The sequence below is a fragment of the Binatus sp. (SeqCode) genome (genome assembly GCF_035272065.1).
Taxonomy (GTDB): Bacteria; Desulfobacterota; Binatia; order Binatales; family Binataceae; genus Binatus.
Window position 1 is genome coordinate 1 of sequence record NZ_DATEQZ010000056.1, and the last position, 16,121, is coordinate 16,121.

The window sequence follows — 16,121 nt, forward strand, 5'->3', positions numbered from 1 at the left end:
TCGACGCCGTCGCAGCATAAAAAAGCCGATCTCGCGTGCACCATCCGAGGAATCCTGCCCGACGCGAGATCATTCAGGACCGGGCCGGGAGTCAGGCGGATGGAGATTCTCATGGCTAACGTCGAGTTCCGATACGCGCCCGGGCAAACGGTTCGATATCTGGACGTATCGCCGATGATTTCGGCGCTGCGCTTCCAGCCGGACGATTTCGAATATGCGCATGGCTGGCTGCACCACGTCCCAAGCCGTCATCGCTTCCAGTTCGACCGGTTGGGACGGGTGACGATCGACGCGCTTTGCGGATGCGCAATGCTGTCGATCAAGCCAGAGCAGACCGACGAGTTGGTCTCCATGTTCAAGACATGGCGCCAGCAGTATTGGACGCCGCTCGAGACGAACCGGGAGTTCGCCTCACACTTCCGCAAACCGAACGCTTGGGTCCGGCTCTTCCGGGACGTCCGGATGGCCTTTCGGCGCTTCGTGCGCCGCGAGGACCCTGTGGCCGTTCCCGTCGACGATTTGTCGCCGGTGTCAGCGACGCCAGCGGAATAGGTCTGCCGGCTCGAAGCCGGCCTCGGCCGTGCCGCTCCACGACTTCCGGCGGCGCGACCCTTTTTCGCCGTGGATGCGGGACCAGCGCTCGCAACCATGGGAGTGCGCGACTTGAAGCACAGACAACCGACGTGGAGAATCACGCGCCGTCGTCGAAACTCGAATCAGACGATGCCTGATGACGAGCCCGCGGCGGCGGGCCGCTCCTTCGTCTTGTGCGCGCGATATTTCGAGGCGCGGTAGACGCCAACCGGATCGATCGCGCCACCTCCGCGTCGCCGCGCCTCGGCCAGGATCGTCGATACGTCGGTCGTGAAGCCCGCCTTGAAAATGCGATGTGCGAGCATGACGTCGTTCGCCTCCTGCACCGCCTCGAGCGCGTCGCGGTCGATCAGCAGCGCCTGCGCACAGGCGCGCTGCACCTCCATCGCCGAGGCCATCAGGCTCTCGATCGGATCGGTCACGTTGTGCGACTGGTCGAGCATATAGGCCGGGTCGAAGCCAGGCGCGCCGCGCGCGCTGGCGTCGACGAGTTCGTTGAACACGCGATAGAGGCGGAACGGATCGATTGAGCCGGTGTCGAGATCGTCGTCGCCATATTTGGAATCGTTGAAGTGGAAGCCGCCGAGGCGCTGAAACTGGATCAGCCGCGAAACGATCTGCTCGATATTCGTCGTCGGCGCATGATGCCCCAAATCGACCAGGCACTGCACGTTCGCGCCTAGATGCGTCGCGCAAATGAAACTGGTGCCCCAGTCCGCGATCACCGTTGAGTAGAGCGCCGGCTCGTACAGCTTGTGCTCGATGAACGCACGCCAGCCGTCGGGGAGCGCAGCGACGATCACGCGCATGCTCTCGAGGTAGCGCTCGAGCGCCTTGGTCATGTTGAGTTGACCGGGAAAATTCGAGCCGTCGCCGATCCAGACAGTCAGCGCCCCCGAGCCGAGCTGCTTGCCGATCTCTATGCACTCAAGGTTATGCGCGATCGCCTGCTCTCGAACCGCCTTGTCGGTGTGGGTCAGGCTGCCGAACTTGTAGGACAACTGGCCGGGCAGGTCCTCGAAGGTATTCGAATTGACGGCGTCGAAAGACATTCCATAAGAGCGCGCGAACTCCCGCAGCTCACGGAGATCGTCGACCCGATCCCACGGAAAGTGAGGCGACACCGTCGGCGTCGCACGCCCCAGCTGCTGGATCACAGCGCAGTCCTCGAGTTTCTCGAAGACGTTGCGCGGCTCGCCGGCGACTGGAAAGCGCGCGAACCGCGTGCCGCCCGAGCCGACGCCCCAACTCGGAATCGCCACCGCAAACCGCTGGATGCGCGCGGTGATCGCTTCGAGATCGACTCCGCGCCGCGCCAACACGGCGCCGAGGTGCTCATAGTCGGCGGCAAGGTCCTTCTCCAGGCCCGCGTTGTGCTTTGCGATCAGCTCGGTATCGATTGGCGTGCTTGGCGTCATAAGAACCTCGCGAGAGCTTTACCGCGTGAAGGCGGCGGCGTTGCCAGCATCGACGTTGAGAATGTTGCCCGTGGATTTTGCCGATCGATCGGACGCAAAAAAATGCACGGCCTCGGCGACATCCTCTGGCGTGACGTTTTGTTTGAGCAAGCTCCGTTCCCGATAAAATTTCTCCAGCTCCGACGGCTCGATCCCGTACGCGCGCGCACGCTCGGCGCGCCAACTGCCCGACCATATCCGCGAACCTTGCAGGACAGCGTCAGGATTTACGGCGTTCACCCGAATTCCGTCGGCCGCTAGCTCGAGCGCCATGCATCGCGCCAAGTGGAGCTCGGCCGCCTTGGCGGTGCTGTACGCGGCGGCGCCCGAAGACGCGACGAGCGCATTCTTGCTGGCGACGAATACGATCGAGCCGCCGATTCCCTGCTCTTTCAGGATGCGTGCCGCTTCACGTCCGACCAGGAAATAGCCGGTGCCGAGCACGTCCATGTTGCGGCGCCACGCCTCGACGGTGGTTTCTTCGAAGCGAGCTGCGGATGCGATTCCGGCGTTCGATACCACGATGTCGATGCCGCCGTATTCCCGCGCCGCGAACGCAAATGCGCGCGCCACGTTCGCTTCGTCGGTAACGTCGCATCGCGTGACCCGAGTCCGATCCTTGCCGAACTTCCGCGCAAACTCGGCGCCCGCCCGCTCCAGCGCGTCTCCATCATTGTCCAACAGCACGACGCAAGCATCGTCGGCCAATAGCCGATGTGCTATCGCGCCGCCGATTCCGCCTGCACCGCCGGTCACGACCGCAATGCGTCCCGCGAGCGGCTTCGGCGCTGGCTGTCTGCGCAGCTTGGCTTCCTCGAGCGCCCAATACTCGATGTCGAAGGCTTCCTGCTCGGGCGGTCCGAGATATTCGTCGACCCCCGACGCCCCCCGCATAACGCCTAGCGCGTTGCAGTAGAACTCGCTCGCGATTCGTGCGGTCGGCTTGTCCTTTGCGAACGTGAACATCCCGACCGAAGGCATCAGGAGCACGACAGGGTTCGCATCGCGCATCGGCGGAGCGCCCGGCCGGCGGCATCGTTCGTAGTAGGCTTGGTAATCACTTCTATAGCGCGCGATCGCTTCGGCCGCGTTTTCTTTTGCGACTGCCGGATCGGAAGGCAGCACGAGCGGTCGAATCTTGGTGCGGAGAAAATGATCGGGGCACGAAGTCCCGATATTAGCCAGCTCCTCGAACCGCCGCGCTCCCACGAATTCGAGCACCTGCGCGTTGTCGGCGAAGTGGCCGACCTTGCGTTGCGCGCCAGTTAGATGGCCGCGAAGAACCGGCATCAGTTCCGACGCGATTGCGCTACGCTCATCCGCGGGCCGCGATGCGATACGCTCTCCGCCAAAAGCCGGAGACGTTCCGATGCGTTCGGACAGCCACGCTTCTGCGCGGCGGATCGTGTCGATCGTGTTGCGATAGCAGGCCTTCGACGTATCGCCCCAGGCGATGAGCCCGTGCCCCGCAAGCACGACTCCCCGAATTTGTGGATTCGCGCGCACCGCGTCGCGCAATCGCAAGCCGAGGTCGAAGCCCGGTCGTTGCCACGGCAACCATCCGAGTTCGCCGCCGAATACCTCGCGCGTGATCGCCTCACTATGTCGCGCCGCCGCAATTGCGATGACGGAATCGGGATGGACGTGGTCGACATGCGCGAACGGCAACAGCGCATGCAGAGGAGTGTCGATGCTGGCGGCACGCGCGCTGCCGGCGAAGGCGCAATACTCGAAGTACGGGACTATCTCATCTTCATGCTCGCGTCCGCGGAAGCGGCCTTCCAGCGCGACGACTTTGTTTTGATACAGTTTCGCGAAGCCGGAAAGATCCATCGAGCCCAAATCGTCGCCCGATCCTTTCACCCACAGAATCGTTACGCGCTCGTTGCTGATCGGATCAACGTCCGCGATTTTTGCAGAGATGTTGCCGCCGCCGAAATTGGTCACGCCGAGGTCGGCACCCAACAAATGGGATCGGTACAAAAGCAGCTCGGGCTCTGTAAGCGGCTTGGCGTCGGCGTCGTTCCATCGGTCGCTTATCACGCGCGGATCGTAACACGACGGCGTGGTAATTCAATTGAGCGAAGCCGGGCGATTGAGTAGTGATGCTCAGGTGAGTAGCTCGCGTCCCGAAGCCGTCGCCGTGTTCGACGTCGGCAAAAGCAACGTGCGGCTGTCGGCGGTCAACGATACCGGCGTCACGATGGCCACGCTCGGCCGGCAAAACAGCGTCGATAGTTCGCCGCCGTATCCGCACTTCGACGTCGAAGCGCTCTATGCATGGCTGATCGACGGACTTGCGACGCTCGCGCGTGACTTCGAAGTTAGTTCCGTGGTGCCCGTCACGCATGGTGCGTGCGCTGCGCTGGTCGACGATGCCGGACCCGTGCTGCCGATCATGGATTACGAATTTCGCGGCGTAAGCGACATCGATTCCGACTACGACGCGAGCGCGCGCGACTTTGCGCGCACCGCGTCGCCAAAACTCCCTGCGGGTCTCAACCTTGGCCGGCAGCTCTTCTGGCAGCAGCGACAATTTCCGCGGGAGTTCGGCCGCGCGACGATTGTCCCGTACCCGCAATACTGGGCCGCGCGCCTGTGCGGCGTCAGAGCGTGGGAGCCAACCTCATTGGGTTGCCATACTGATCTTTGGGAGCCGCGGCACGGAGATTTCTCAACCTTCGCAAGAACGATGAGATGGGACTCGCGCTTTGGCCGGCGCGTGAGCGCATGGACTCCGCTTGGTCCTCCAATCCCGGAGGTCGTCGCCGCCACCGGCCTTTCCAGTGAGTGCAAAATCCTCGCGGGAATCCACGACAGCAACGCGTCGTACCTGGCGCATCGCGCGACTCGCGAAGATCCTTTCTGCGTCGTTTCGACCGGCACCTGGATCGTAGTGATGGCGCACGGTAGCCCGCTCGAGGTGTTGCGCGAGGAACTGGACACGCTCGCGAACGTCGATGCGTTCGGCAATCCTGTCCCGACCGCCCGTTTCATAGGAGGCCGCGAATACACCGCGATCTGTGGTGCCGACACCGGCGTTACACGGCCGTCAGTTGGCGACCTCGAGACTATTCTCGCATCGGGCGCGTTGGCGATTCCTTCGTTCGCAGACCAGGGTGGGCCATTTCGCGCGCAAGTCGGTCGCATCGAGGGCAACGCTCCCGACACCCTGCGCGATCGAGCCGCGCTCGCGGCGATGTATTGTGCACTGATGACGGACTACTGCCTGACGATGCTCGAGGCGCACGGCGACATCATCCTTGAAGGGCGGCTTGCATCCAACGAAGCGTTCACCTCGGCACTCGCGTCGCTTCGCGCACCACAGCCGGTGTTTCGTTCGTCAGATCAAACCGGCACACTTCGCGGCGCCGTATCGTTGTCGTTACTCTCGCGCGGAAAAAATCCGGAGCCTGCCCGGCTTGATCTGTGTGCGCCCGGTGCGGTCGCCAAGTTGAAAGCGACTCGGAGCAGATGGCAGGGCCTCCTTCCCACAAGTCGTCGAGCAGGTCCGCGAGCTTAGCGCCATTCCGCAGGGTCGCTGCCCAGCGGAGCGGGCGGAAGCTCCCATCGTGGCGGCGTTTCCGACATGCGCGCGATTGGCCCCAGGCGGGTCAGCGGACCCCATGCAGTGTTCATCTCGATGATCCACGCCGCAATCGACGCAGCGTCGAAGCCACCCGGTTTGGCATCCGGTGCGGTGCGCGGCAACGACATGATCCACATCGCGGTGCGCGCGAGCGACACGCGAACATGCCAGCTGCCGCCCTCAACTGTCCGTCGCGCGAGCGCACACATCGCGCCGAGCGCGCCGAGATAGCCGGTCGTGTAGTCGTTGATCGCGGTCGGCACCAGAGCTGGATTCTCATCGCCGGCGTGCTCGAGCGCCATGCCGGAAACAGTCTGCGCGAGTTGTTCCCATCCGGGGCGGCCCGCAAACGGTCCTTCGTGTCCGTAACAGTCGATCGAAACCACTATGATGCCGGGGCGCATCCGCGCCAATTCTTCGGGTGCGAAACCGCGCCGCGCGAGAGCGCCGGGACGGTATCCTTGCGAGAACACGTGCGCATCGCGGACCAGCGCGCGCAATTGCTCGACGTCTTCCTTGCGATCGAGATCGAGGAAGCACGAACGCTTGCCGGGATTGGTGTCGATGACGAAAGGCTCGATTGACGGCAGCTTGGGACTCCTAACGTGCAGGACGTCGGCGCCATGCTCCGCGAGCGTCCGCGCGCAGGTCGGTCCCGCCAGCACGCGCGTCAGATCGAGAACCCGCACGCTCGAAAGGGGCCGCGCGCCATGCTCATCGGCGCGGGGTCCGGGAACCGGCTCACGGTCCGCGTCGCCGAGGGGAAGTATCTCGACCACCGGCACTCGCGCGAGTGCGATCCCCTGCGGATGAACGCGCCACTCGTTGGCGCTGCGAAGCTTCGCTCCGCATACGCCGCGCTCGGCGAGCGTATCCTCGAGCGCTTGAGCGTCCCACGACGCGACGGCATTCGCGATCGCGTTGGCGTCATCGTCGCATTTCAAAAGCGCGAGCGTGCCTTCGCGCGAACTGAATCCGCCATGCAGATGAATCCATCGCCCGTCGCGCGCCCGATAGAGCGCGGTCGTGGCTTGCCCGCGCCGCTCGAACGACGCGTCTTGATACCTCAGGTATGCGAACGACACGAGCGACGCCGCCGCGGCACGCACGTCCACCTCGATACGCTGCGGACGACCGCCGCGTGCACACCACAGGTCGGCGGCCGCGGTCGCATTCGCGGCGAGCGCGGCGGCGGCAGCCTCGCCTGCGCGAAATCGAGTCGCGATTACCGGATCGTTTCCTGTGATTTGCAGCACGTGCTGGCGTGAATTGGCACCGCGTCCGAGCGAAGCAAGAAGATCGTTAGTCCAGCGCGTCGCTTCGATCGCTGAAGAGGTCGCCACGCATTGAAATTAGCACCCGCACAAACGAATCGGGAAACGGTTCGCTATGACTGGTTGAGAAGTTTGCCGATTATTGGGATACCTGCTTGAATCGCCTCCGAGGACGACATCATGAATTCGGAAATCGAATTGCGCGATCATGTGTTCGTCGGCCCATTGCGCCGATCTCAGAACAACGCTCGCAATGTGAAGGGCAGCATCCATGATGACGCGACGGCGACCAAGCTGGGTTTTCGCGGCGGCACCGTCGCCGGATCGATCCACCTGGAGCTGTTTCCGCCGCTCCTGCTCAAGGCGTTCGGCAAGCGATGGTTTGAGCACGGCACGATCTCGATGTATTTCCTCAACGCGACCACCGACCGCGAAGCGGTCCGCGCGTTCCTTAGAGAGCCGCCGCACGATGCGTCTGACGCGCAGGTCGAGATCTGGATCGAGCGCGATGACGGCATGCGCGTCGCGGAAGGTACCGCGTCAGTCGGAAATCCCGAGGAGCCGAGCGCGCTGCTACGGCGTCCGCTCGATCGATTCGATGCGGGTCAGTTGCGAATCCTTGGCGGGCTCAAGGTCGGCGACCAGTTCGAGGAGTGCGACGCTTTTCTGACGAAAGATGCGATGGCCGAACGGATGAAGGTCATCACCGAACCGCTCGAGTGGTACACCAAACCCTCGCTGTGGGGCGGCGCGATCGCCACGCCGGCCACGATGGTGCAGCTTCTCTATGCGCAGTCGATTGCGACTCTGCGCGGCAAACTCGGACAGGCGGTGGGGCTGTTTGGCGCGATCGAACTGCGCAACATCAACGGGCCGGTTCTGGTCGAGCATCCATACCGCGTGGGCGGGAGTATCGTGGCGCTCGGGCAAAGTCCCAAGACCGAATACATGTGGTTCGAGACCGCGCTGAACGAAGCGGACAGCAAGCGCGTCGCCGAGATGAGAATGCTGCTGCGCTTCATGAAGGCGTCGTCGCCGAAGTACCAAGACGCGAGCGCAACCTGATCCGATTGGGCTGGTTCATGCGACCGGCGGTTTGAAGGCACTGACAGGCGGTGGCTCGCCGGCGTATCTCTCGACTTGGACCAGTGTGGTCTGAGCGCTCGGACCTTGCGCCAGACTCGACGTTCCCTTGTCGAGCGTGAGCACGTTCGGGTTGCCGTGCTTGTCGAGGCTGCCAATCGTGCCCGGGTCGACCGGGTCGTACCACGCGCCGGTCGAGATCTGAATCACGCCGGGACGAATATCGTCGGTGAGCACCGCTCCAGCGAGGATCGCGCCGCGTTGGTTGAAGACGCGCACGACGTCGCCATCGCGAATTCCACGCGCGCCGGCATCACCGCGATTTATCCGCATCGGCTCGCGCCCCGCGACTTTGCTCTGCTGGCTGACGCGCGCCATGTCCATCTGGCCGTGCAGTCGCGTGCGCGGCTGCGTAGTCAGGAGATGCAGCGGGTATTCGCGCGCGAGCGGGCTGCCCAGCCATTCCGCGGGCTCTAGCCAGCTGGGATGTCCGGGACAATCGGCGTAGTTATAGCTCGCGATCTTTTTCGAAAATATTTCGATTCGTCCCGATGGAGTCGGCAGCGGATTGCTTTCGGGATTCATCCTGAACTCTTCGAAGAGAACGTGCGGCGTCGACGCTTCGGGAATTTCGAGGTATCCGCGCCGCCAGAACTCGTCGAAGCCGGGCCACTCCGCCACGTGTGGATTCGCGCGCTCGCACGCCGCCTCGTAAATGTAACGCAGCCACTGAATAGTAGCGCGTCCTTCCGTGAACGAGTCGCGAGTTCCGAACCGCTCCGCCAGATCGCCAAAGATTGCAAAGTCGTCGCGCGCCTCGCCGACCGGAGCGATCGCCTGCTTCATCGCGATGATGAATCTATCCCGCGCACTCGCACCGATATCGTCGCGCTCGAGCGTCGTGGTGGTTGGCAGCACGATATCGGCGTGGCGCGCAGTTGCGGTCCACCATGGATCGTGGACGACGATCGTCGAAGGGCGCCGCCACGCGCGAAGCAGGCGGTTGAGATCCTGATGGTGGTGAAACGGATTGCCGCCGCACCAGTAGACGAGATCGATATCGGGATAAACGAGGTCCTGCCCGTTGTACTGGAAGCGCTGCCCCGGGTTGAGCAGTAGGTCCGCGATTCGAGCCACCGGGATGAAGCTGCGAACCAGGTTGCGGCTGAGCGGCAGAGTCGGGATCGGCATATCCGGCAACAGGCTCGCGAGACCCTCCATGCTGCCGTAGCCGAAGCCGAAACCACCGCCCGGCAGACCGACCTGGCCGAGCACGGCGGCCAGTGCGATCGCCGCCCAGATCGGCTGCTCGCCGTGATCGCTGCGCTGCAAAGACCAGTTGACGTTGATGAAGGTGCGCGACGCCGCCATCCTGCGCGCCAGCTCGCGAATCTTGTCGGCGGATATTTCGCTCAAGCTGGCCGCCCAATCCGCAGATTTTGCGACGCCGTCTTCGGCGCCAAGCAGGTAGTCGCGGAAGCGATTGAAGCCGGTGCAGTACCGCGCGAGGAAGTCCGCGTCGTGCAGCCCTTCGACAATCAGCGTATGCGCAAGCGCGAGCATCAGCGCGGTATCGCTGTGCGGCCGCGGCGCGATCCATTCAGCATCGAGGAAGGCGGCCGCATCGTCGCGCATCGGACTGATGTTGCAGAACTCGACGCCCGCGGCCTTGACCTTCTCGAGCCAGCCTTGCGTCGTATGCTCGCCGACCCCGCCGGGCGTGACTTGAGTGTTGCGCATCGGCATCCCGCCGAACATCACGACCAGGTCGGCATGCTCCGCGATGCTCTTCCAACTGGTGCCGGGACCGTTCATCGCGTGCAGGCTGCCGAGCACGTTCTTCACGAGCACGGCGCCCGCGGCGTTGCTGTAGGTGTCGCGCGCACCGGTGAAGCCGCCGATGCCGCCGAGGAAGCGCTGAAGCTGCGTCCGCGCATGATGAAAACGCCCCGCGCTGCCCCATCCGTATGAGCCGGCGTAAATCGCCTGATTCCCACGTTCGCGAATCACGCGGCGAATTTCATCGGCGATCAAATCGAGCGCCCGTTCCCACGTCACGGTTAGGTAACGATCGGTTCCACGACGATCGCGCCCACGGCCGGGCCCGTTCTCGAGCCATCCGGCCCGCACCGCGGGTTGCGCCACGCGACTATGATGATGCAGCGCGTCGGGAATCGAGCGCAGCAGGGGCGAGGGATCAGGATCCTTCGCAAAGGGCCGCGCGTCCGTTACGCGTCCCTCCACTACGACCGGCTCGAACGCGCCCCAATGCGAATGGTTCAGCGCAGGCGTCGAGCCAGGAGTTTTTTCTGACTTCATGCCGACGCGGTGGAGCCCTCGGATTAAGAGATCCCCTCGAACAGTGCGGTGCTTAAGTATCGCTCGCCGGAATCGGGCAGCACGACGACGATGGTCTTGCCCTTGTTTTGCGGACGCTTTGCAATACGCGCCGCGACCGCGACGGCGGCTCCGCACGAAATGCCGGAGAGGATTCCTTCTTCGCGTGTCAGCCGCCGCGCGTACTCGATCGCCTCTTCGTTGGTGACCTGCTCGACTACATCGACAAGCGTGAGGTCCAGGTTCTCAGGCACGAACCCCGCACCGATGCCCTGGATTTTGTGCGCTCCCGGCTTTAGCGGCTGGCCGCTGCGATGCTGCGTGATCACAGGACTGGCACTCGGCTCGACGGCGACGGTGACGATCGCTTTGCCCTTCGTTTTCTTGATGTAGCGCGAGACTCCGGTGATGGTGCCGCCGGTGCCGACGCCCGACACGAAAATGTCGACCGCGCCGTCGGTGTCGTTCCAGATTTCCGGACCGGTGGTCGCTTCGTGGATGGCGGGATTGGCGGGATTCTTGAACTGCTGCAGCAAGACGTAGCGCTCACGTGCCGACGCCACGATCTCCTCTGCCTTCGCAATCGCTCCGGTCATACCGCGCGCGCCCTCGGTCAACACCAACGTCGCGCCGTAGGCGATCAGCAACTTGCGGCGCTCGAGGCTCATCGTATCCGGCATCGTCAAGGTCAGCGGAATATTGCGGGCGGCCGCGACGAACGCGAGCGCGATACCGGTGTTGCCGCTGGTCGGTTCGACCAACTCCTTGCCAGGACCGAGCAGGCCGCGCTTCTCCGCGTCCCAGACCATCGCCGCCCCGATTCGGCATTTGACGGAGTACGCAGGATTGCGCCCTTCGACCTTGCCGAGAACTACCGCCGGCGCGCCGTCGGTGACGCGGTTGAGCCGCACCAGCGGCGTATGTCCGATCGATCGCGAATTGTCTTCGTACCAATGTGGCATCGGCTGCCTCCCACTTCTGAAATCGTCGTTAATATTACCTGTTAAATCGAATAAGTAACGATTGAAGCCAACAACCCGGCAGTACTAGACATACGCGGAGGCCAATGGCGATGGCAAATTCCCAACGTAGCACCGCACTCACGACCTTGGCGATCCTGTTCGCGATTCTGGCGGTGTCCGACATTCTGAAGCCGTTGTATCTCGAGGGTCCGACCACGGAGCTGGTCCTTTTCAGCAAGCGGCTGAGCGGCGCGCCGATCGCGATACTGGGGCCGCTTCTGGGGATTTTTCTGCTGACCTACGCCGCCGGCATCTGGCGAATGCGCCGCTATGCGCTTTCCCTTGGCTACGCATACGCGATCTACGTGACCCTCAACCTCGTGCTTTTCTCGGCGAGGAATCCACCGCCGGCTTCGCAGGGCGAGATGATTTTCGGCATCGTTTATATCGTTTTTGCGCTCGCGCTCAGTTGGGGCACGGCGGTACTTCTTAGCCGCCACAAAGCCGACCTCACAGTAGGGGGGTTCTTAGGCTGATCTTCTAATCGCGCGATCGGCGGGTAAATAGGTCTTTGACGCGCCGGCCGATCCTATCGACGAGGTCGGCGCTCACGTCGACGGCGCCTAAGTCTCGCAAGAGCGCCCGCCGCGATGACGACTACACCGACTAACCCAAACACCGCCCACCACTGAAGGAAAATTCCCAGGAACAGGACCAGCCCCGTCAGCAAAAAGGCCGCTCCTATCACTCGCGCGCATATCCAGACGAAGGTTGCATAGGCGTCCGCGACAGCGGAGTCGAGAAATGCCATCACGTTGTCTTCGAACTCGTGCAACTCGGCGGTGACTATTCCTTCTACCACGCGCGCGAGAAGCCTGGGCCAGTCGGCATCTGAACCCGCTGGCTTGCTCGAGGTTGGTGCCGCTTCGGCAGCTTGCGGCGGTTCGTTAGAGTGGTCTTTCGATGGCATAGCTCAATAACCTCGCTTCGATTCATTCCGGTCAGAATACTCCAGGCTGCCCCTCATTGAGACATCGTTGATAGCAGTCGCTTCATTGGTTCCTGGCTGACCGTAATAAGGCCGCGGTCGGGTTGATTCAAATCCAGGGTAACAAAAATGACGAAGGTGACTAATATAATAAAGCTCACGGTGCCTGCCATATCGGTTTCGTCCGCTGCTCCTTGTTCTCTTCCTACCAGCATCGCAGAGCTGACAGCAGACAAAAGCAGTAATAGCACGATGCTTGTCGGCAGGCGGTCCTTGGCCGCTACCAGGCGTGAAGCATGGCTGCTGGTTACAGCGTTGAGGGTGTTGGTGAGCGAAACCGCGATAGGTGTGCCATTCTCCAGCGCTTGAGATACCAGTTCAACCATCTGGTCCTGCATTTGCTGGAATCGGACAAGGGCGCTTTCGAAAGTAGTTTCGTTATAACGATGTTGAGCAAGATTCACTCGCAGAGCCGCGTAATCGTGAATGACCATCCGCAGTTTGGAACGCACTGGTTCTTTGAGCAGGCTGGCGCAAGTGTAGAAGTCGCCGATAGCGTTGCTGTCGGCGACAACCATCATGCGCCGTTGGTCATGCTTGGTGAGAGCCGTTGAAAACGTAAATGCCAGCAGCAATCCAAGGACCGCAAGACTGGCGTCCACGAATTTGGAGACTGCGGGTTTGCCCGCCAGTTCCGCGCGCAGCCGGCGGCCTCGCCAGCGTCCTGCGAGCCAGCCGGCGACCATCGCGAACGCAACTGTCGACGCTATAGCCCACGCATCTATGTCATCAAAAATGTGTCCCATGATCCTAAAATCAATCTTCGGCAGCGCCACGGAGCGGGATCACCGTCCCGGGCGCAGTGTCGATGTGTATTGTCTCCCATTTGGTGAGTTTCAAATCGAGCACGAAGATTCCGTACAACACCCGCACCAGCAGCAGTTCGATGAAGGTGGTGACGCTAAGACCTCCTATCTGCGCGTAACATAGCGGCTCCCATAAAGGTCCGCCGCGAATCGACAGCGGCACCAATGCCAGCACCGCTGCGCCCACCGTTATCATCACAGGCAGTCGCTCGATGCCCGCGTCGAGCATCGCTTCCATGAACGGTTCACCTTTCTCGTGGATCTCCTCGATGAAGTCAAACAGCACGATAACGTGACTGACGATGACACCTATGAGACTCAGCCTTTTCCCATGATGGCAGACAATATATATGTCCGCCGTCTTTCGCCAATCTCCACTCGCTCCTCCTCGAGTTTTTCGGGGAAATGGACACGAGCTGCACGTGGTTGCGGAGCATTAGCTCTTTCGGGTGCGGCTCCAGATAGACCTGTCCTTGCAGGTAGGTGATTTCGCATTCGCGGACGTAATGGCGAAAGAGCGTGATCGACACGACCAGCGGCACAAGGCCGCGGCGGTAGTCCATAAACGCTAGCTCGTAGTCGTCACGCACCTTGTCTCGCGCGAGCTGCTTTGCAACCGCCGTCGAAACGCACCTCCTCGCCGAGCAAGCATGACGACACGCGGTTCGGTCGCGAGCTTCTCGGGCGAGGTCACGCTTTCAATCCTAGCCGCGCAGCAGGCGGGTAATCAGAAAAATTGTGAGCATCCCTGCACAAGTGGCGACGCCGACCAGCGGCGAGTCGTGCTCGCGCGCTTCCGGCAGCAAATCCGATGCGCCTATGTAAAGAAAAGAGCCGGCGAAGAATGCGAGCAGGAAGGGCAGGAGTCCCGCCCTTAGATTGAACATCAGCGTCGAGGCCGCACCGAGGACCGGCGTCAACATATCCACGATTAGCCAGAAGATGGCGTTCCTGCGCGAATTTCCGTGAGCAAGGACGACTGTCACTGTGTTCAGCCCGTCGCTGAAATCGTGCGCGATGATTCCCAGCGCAATCAGGAAACCCATCTGAACGCTGGTCTGAAAGCCGACGCCGATTGCGACTCCGTCCAGGAAACTGTGAAAGGCCAACCCCGCCGCGGACATCGCGCCAAGCTCCGGCTCATGAGCGCCGACCAAGTGGGGATGTTCGCGGGCGCGGTGCATCGCGGTGTAACGTTCGAGGCCGAAGAACGCGAGGAATCCTAGCGCGGTGATTGGCATGTACGATGCGCCGTGGGGGAACGCAAAGACTTCGGGCAGTATGTCGAACAGGGCCACTGCCAAGACCGCGCCGGAGCTGAACCCGAGCAGCAAATGAAGCCGGTCGCGCATGCGGATGGCGGCCGTTCCGCCCAAGCCGGTGGACACGAGCGTGACTAGAGCGAGAAGTATCGGCGCGAATCGCATGGGTGGATTTTGCTCAGAGTATAATGTCGATGGTCAAATTCAACTTGCTGTGGGAACCAGACTCTACTGCTCCGCATTGCTAATATGATGAACATGAAGTTGCGAACGAAGTGGATACTGGCGCTCTTGCTTACCGTGGGACTGTCAGCCGGCATGAAGCCGCTCGACGTTTTGGCCCAAGCCGCAGACAACGATAGCGCTACAGCGGTTTTTTCGGGCGGTTGTTTCTGGGGCGTCGATGCTGTCTTCAAGCATGTGAAGGGCGTGACCAAAGTTGTTTCAGGATACGCGGGCGGAGCGGCGAACACAGCGCAGTACGAGATCGTGAGCACGGGAACGACGGGACATGCCGAGTCGGTGCAGGTCACTTACGATCCGTCGAAGGTCTCGTACGACGATCTGTTGAAGGTGTTTTTTTTCGTCGCTCACGATCCGACCGAGCTGAATCGACAGGGGCCGGATTCAGGAACCCAGTATCGGTCTTCGATCTTCTATGAGAACGACGCTCAAAAGAAGATGGCCGATGACTACATCGCGCAACTCGATCAGCAGCACGCATTCCCCAAGCCCATCGTTACCAATGTAGTTCCGCTGACGGGATTTTATCCGGCCGAAGATTACCATCAGAACTACCTGGAGCTGCACCCTGATCAACCCTACATCGTGTACAACGATTTGCCGAAACTGGAACGGTTTCAGAAAGACTTACCCGGCCTGTACCAGCAACAGGCCGCAAACTAGGTCAGCCGGCGGCGGCGCGGCGCAGCTCGATCTTGCGCATTTCCTCGGCGCGTGCGCGTGCCTGGTCCGCGGCGCGTACCGCTGAGTCCGAGGCGTGGTAGAGCTCGAGGTCGCCGTCGAACTCGCCATCGACGACCGGGCTGAGCGCTACATCCATATAGTGCTTCGACGCCGGATCGTTCTCGATCTTTTTTCGCAGCCGTTCCAGCCGCCAAAAGAACCACAGCCCCGGCACATAGGTCGCTGACATCTCTCGCGCGCGCCGCATGAAGAACCTGAGCGCGTTCTCGCGCGGGTATCCAGGACGGCGCTGCGTGCGCGGCTTGCGGCGAATGATCCCGCCTTGCAGCGGATGCACCCGTTCGAAGGCGTGACTTCCGTAGAAATAAAAAATCATCGAGGTCATCCGCCGCGAGCGCATCCCACTGGCGACCGCCCGCTTGATCAGCGTCTCGATGTGAGACGGCGAGTAGTACAGGTGCCACGCCCGCTGGTAGATGTCCTGCCACTCGGCGGTGCTCATCCGCGGATGATCCGCGGTCGCGTGCTCGGCGTCGTATTTGTTGGTGTCCGCCTCCATCCGCTCGCCACGCAGGTACATGTCCTGGTGATCCTTGGAGCCGGGCAGTGGCGTGAGCATGAAGAACTCCATGATGTCGATCGGGAGTTCGCGCTGGATGATCGCGATGTCGCGCTCGATGCTCGCGGGCGTGTCGGACGGGAAGCCCAGGATGTAGCCGGCGTAGGTCAGCACCTTGGCGCGCTTCCACGCCTGCAGCATCTTGCGGTATTCGGTGATGCGA

Annotated in this window: 14 protein-coding genes and 2 pseudogenes; 5 read left to right on the top strand and 11 right to left on the bottom strand. The window is 62.0% G+C overall.

The window, feature by feature from the left end; genetic code table 11:
* Nucleotides 1–552, top strand: a 552-nt coding sequence (locus VJX68_RS10765) for a hypothetical protein (protein WP_324095690.1), incomplete at its 5' end; no start/stop codon positions are given.
* 164 nt (nucleotides 553–716) lie between these two features.
* Here the strand turns inward: VJX68_RS10765 and rhaI are convergent.
* Together rhaI and VJX68_RS10775 are read right to left on the bottom strand one after the other, a co-directional pair.
* Nucleotides 717–2,012, bottom strand: coding sequence for an L-rhamnose catabolism isomerase (gene rhaI / locus VJX68_RS10770; RefSeq protein WP_324095691.1), 1,296 nt, complete (start codon nucleotides 2,010–2,012; stop codon nucleotides 717–719).
* Nucleotides 2,013–2,030: 18 nt separating this feature from the next.
* The gene (locus VJX68_RS10775; RefSeq protein ID WP_324095692.1) at nucleotides 2,031–4,094 is read right to left on the bottom strand and encodes a bifunctional rhamnulose-1-phosphate aldolase/short-chain dehydrogenase; all 2,064 of its coding nucleotides are present in this window, start codon (nucleotides 4,092–4,094) and stop codon (nucleotides 2,031–2,033) included.
* A gap of 70 nt (nucleotides 4,095–4,164) precedes the next feature.
* On the opposite strand from VJX68_RS10775, the gene VJX68_RS10780 reads away from it, so the two are divergent.
* Nucleotides 4,165–5,574, top strand: coding sequence for an FGGY-family carbohydrate kinase (locus VJX68_RS10780; protein WP_324095693.1), 1,410 nt, complete (start codon nucleotides 4,165–4,167; stop codon nucleotides 5,572–5,574).
* Here VJX68_RS10780 and VJX68_RS10785 read toward each other — a convergent pair.
* Complete coding sequence (locus VJX68_RS10785) at nucleotides 5,571–6,983, bottom strand: CoA transferase (RefSeq protein WP_324095694.1); 1,413 nt, start codon at nucleotides 6,981–6,983, stop codon at nucleotides 5,571–5,573. The genes VJX68_RS10780 and VJX68_RS10785 overlap by 4 nt on opposite strands.
* A 111-nt stretch (nucleotides 6,984–7,094) precedes the next feature.
* On the opposite strand from VJX68_RS10785, the gene VJX68_RS10790 reads away from it, so the two are divergent.
* Nucleotides 7,095–7,979, top strand: a complete 885-nt coding sequence (locus VJX68_RS10790; protein ID WP_324095695.1) for a hypothetical protein — start codon at nucleotides 7,095–7,097, stop codon at nucleotides 7,977–7,979.
* 15 nt (nucleotides 7,980–7,994) lie between these two features.
* On the opposite strand, the gene VJX68_RS10795 is transcribed toward VJX68_RS10790, so the two are convergent.
* Complete coding sequence (locus VJX68_RS10795) at nucleotides 7,995–10,316, bottom strand: molybdopterin-dependent oxidoreductase (protein WP_324095696.1); 2,322 nt, start codon at nucleotides 10,314–10,316, stop codon at nucleotides 7,995–7,997.
* Between the two features lie 23 nt (nucleotides 10,317–10,339).
* On the bottom strand, nucleotides 10,340–11,296 hold the full coding sequence (cysK, locus tag VJX68_RS10800; protein ID WP_324095697.1) for a cysteine synthase A: 957 nt from the start codon (nucleotides 11,294–11,296) through the stop codon (nucleotides 10,340–10,342).
* 110 nt (nucleotides 11,297–11,406) lie between these two features.
* Here cysK and VJX68_RS10805 point away from each other — a divergent pair, with 110 nt between their 5' ends.
* Nucleotides 11,407–11,832: a hypothetical protein gene (locus tag VJX68_RS10805; protein WP_324095698.1), complete on the top strand. Its 426-nt coding sequence runs from the start codon at nucleotides 11,407–11,409 to the stop codon at nucleotides 11,830–11,832.
* Nucleotides 11,833–11,885: 53 nt separating this feature from the next.
* Here VJX68_RS10805 and VJX68_RS10810 read toward each other — a convergent pair whose 3' ends face one another.
* The 5 genes and pseudogenes from VJX68_RS10810 to VJX68_RS10825 all read right to left on the bottom strand — a co-directional run bounded on the left by VJX68_RS10810 (nucleotide 11,886) and on the right by VJX68_RS10825 (nucleotide 14,577).
* Nucleotides 11,886–12,266 carry a hypothetical protein gene (locus VJX68_RS10810; RefSeq protein WP_324095699.1) on the bottom strand — a complete coding sequence of 127 codons (381 nt, stop codon included), beginning with the start codon at nucleotides 12,264–12,266 and terminating at the stop codon, nucleotides 11,886–11,888.
* A 53-nt stretch (nucleotides 12,267–12,319) separates the two neighbouring features.
* Nucleotides 12,320–13,120, bottom strand: a complete 801-nt coding sequence (locus VJX68_RS10815) for a bestrophin-like domain (protein WP_324095700.1) — start codon at nucleotides 13,118–13,120, stop codon at nucleotides 12,320–12,322.
* Nucleotides 13,101–13,469 (bottom strand): annotated as a pseudogene (locus VJX68_RS10820) (efflux RND transporter permease subunit); the annotation flags it as partial. The gene VJX68_RS10815 and the pseudogene VJX68_RS10820, both read right to left, overlap by 20 nt.
* Entirely contained in the window at nucleotides 13,426–13,740 is a 315-nt protein-coding gene (locus VJX68_RS19340; RefSeq protein ID WP_414643478.1) for a DUF1722 domain-containing protein, read from the bottom strand. The gene VJX68_RS19340 and the pseudogene VJX68_RS10820, both read right to left, overlap by 44 nt.
* A gap of 114 nt (nucleotides 13,741–13,854) precedes the next feature.
* Entirely contained in the window at nucleotides 13,855–14,577 is a 723-nt protein-coding gene (locus VJX68_RS10825; RefSeq protein WP_324095701.1) for a ZIP family metal transporter, read from the bottom strand.
* Nucleotides 14,578–14,664: 87 nt separating this feature from the next.
* Between VJX68_RS10825 and msrA the strand changes: the two genes are divergently transcribed.
* Nucleotides 14,665–15,318 (top strand): peptide-methionine (S)-S-oxide reductase MsrA, encoded by a 654-nt coding sequence (gene msrA / locus VJX68_RS10830; protein ID WP_349255909.1) that lies wholly within the window; start codon nucleotides 14,665–14,667, stop codon nucleotides 15,316–15,318.
* 1 nt (nucleotide 15,319) lies between these two features.
* Here msrA and VJX68_RS10835 read toward each other — a convergent pair.
* A pseudogene (locus VJX68_RS10835) lies at nucleotides 15,320–16,121 on the bottom strand (radical SAM protein); the annotation flags it as partial.

Coding starts and splice junctions, on each gene's coding strand:
- rhaI (WP_324095691.1), bottom strand. CDS start 2,012: ATGACGCCAAGCACGCCAATCGATACCGAGCTGATCGCAAAGCACAAC.
- VJX68_RS10790 (WP_324095695.1), top strand. CDS start 7,095: ATGAATTCGGAAATCGAATTGCGCGATCATGTGTTCGTCGGCCCATTG.
- VJX68_RS10795 (WP_324095696.1), bottom strand. CDS start 10,316: ATGAAGTCAGAAAAAACTCCTGGCTCGACGCCTGCGCTGAACCATTCG.
- cysK (WP_324095697.1), bottom strand. CDS start 11,296: ATGCCACATTGGTACGAAGACAATTCGCGATCGATCGGACATACGCCG.
- VJX68_RS10805 (WP_324095698.1), top strand. CDS start 11,407: ATGGCAAATTCCCAACGTAGCACCGCACTCACGACCTTGGCGATCCTG.
- VJX68_RS10810 (WP_324095699.1), bottom strand. CDS start 12,266: ATGCCATCGAAAGACCACTCTAACGAACCGCCGCAAGCTGCCGAAGCG.
- VJX68_RS10825 (WP_324095701.1), bottom strand. CDS start 14,577: ATGCGATTCGCGCCGATACTTCTCGCTCTAGTCACGCTCGTGTCCACC.
- msrA (WP_349255909.1), top strand. CDS start 14,665: ATGAACATGAAGTTGCGAACGAAGTGGATACTGGCGCTCTTGCTTACC.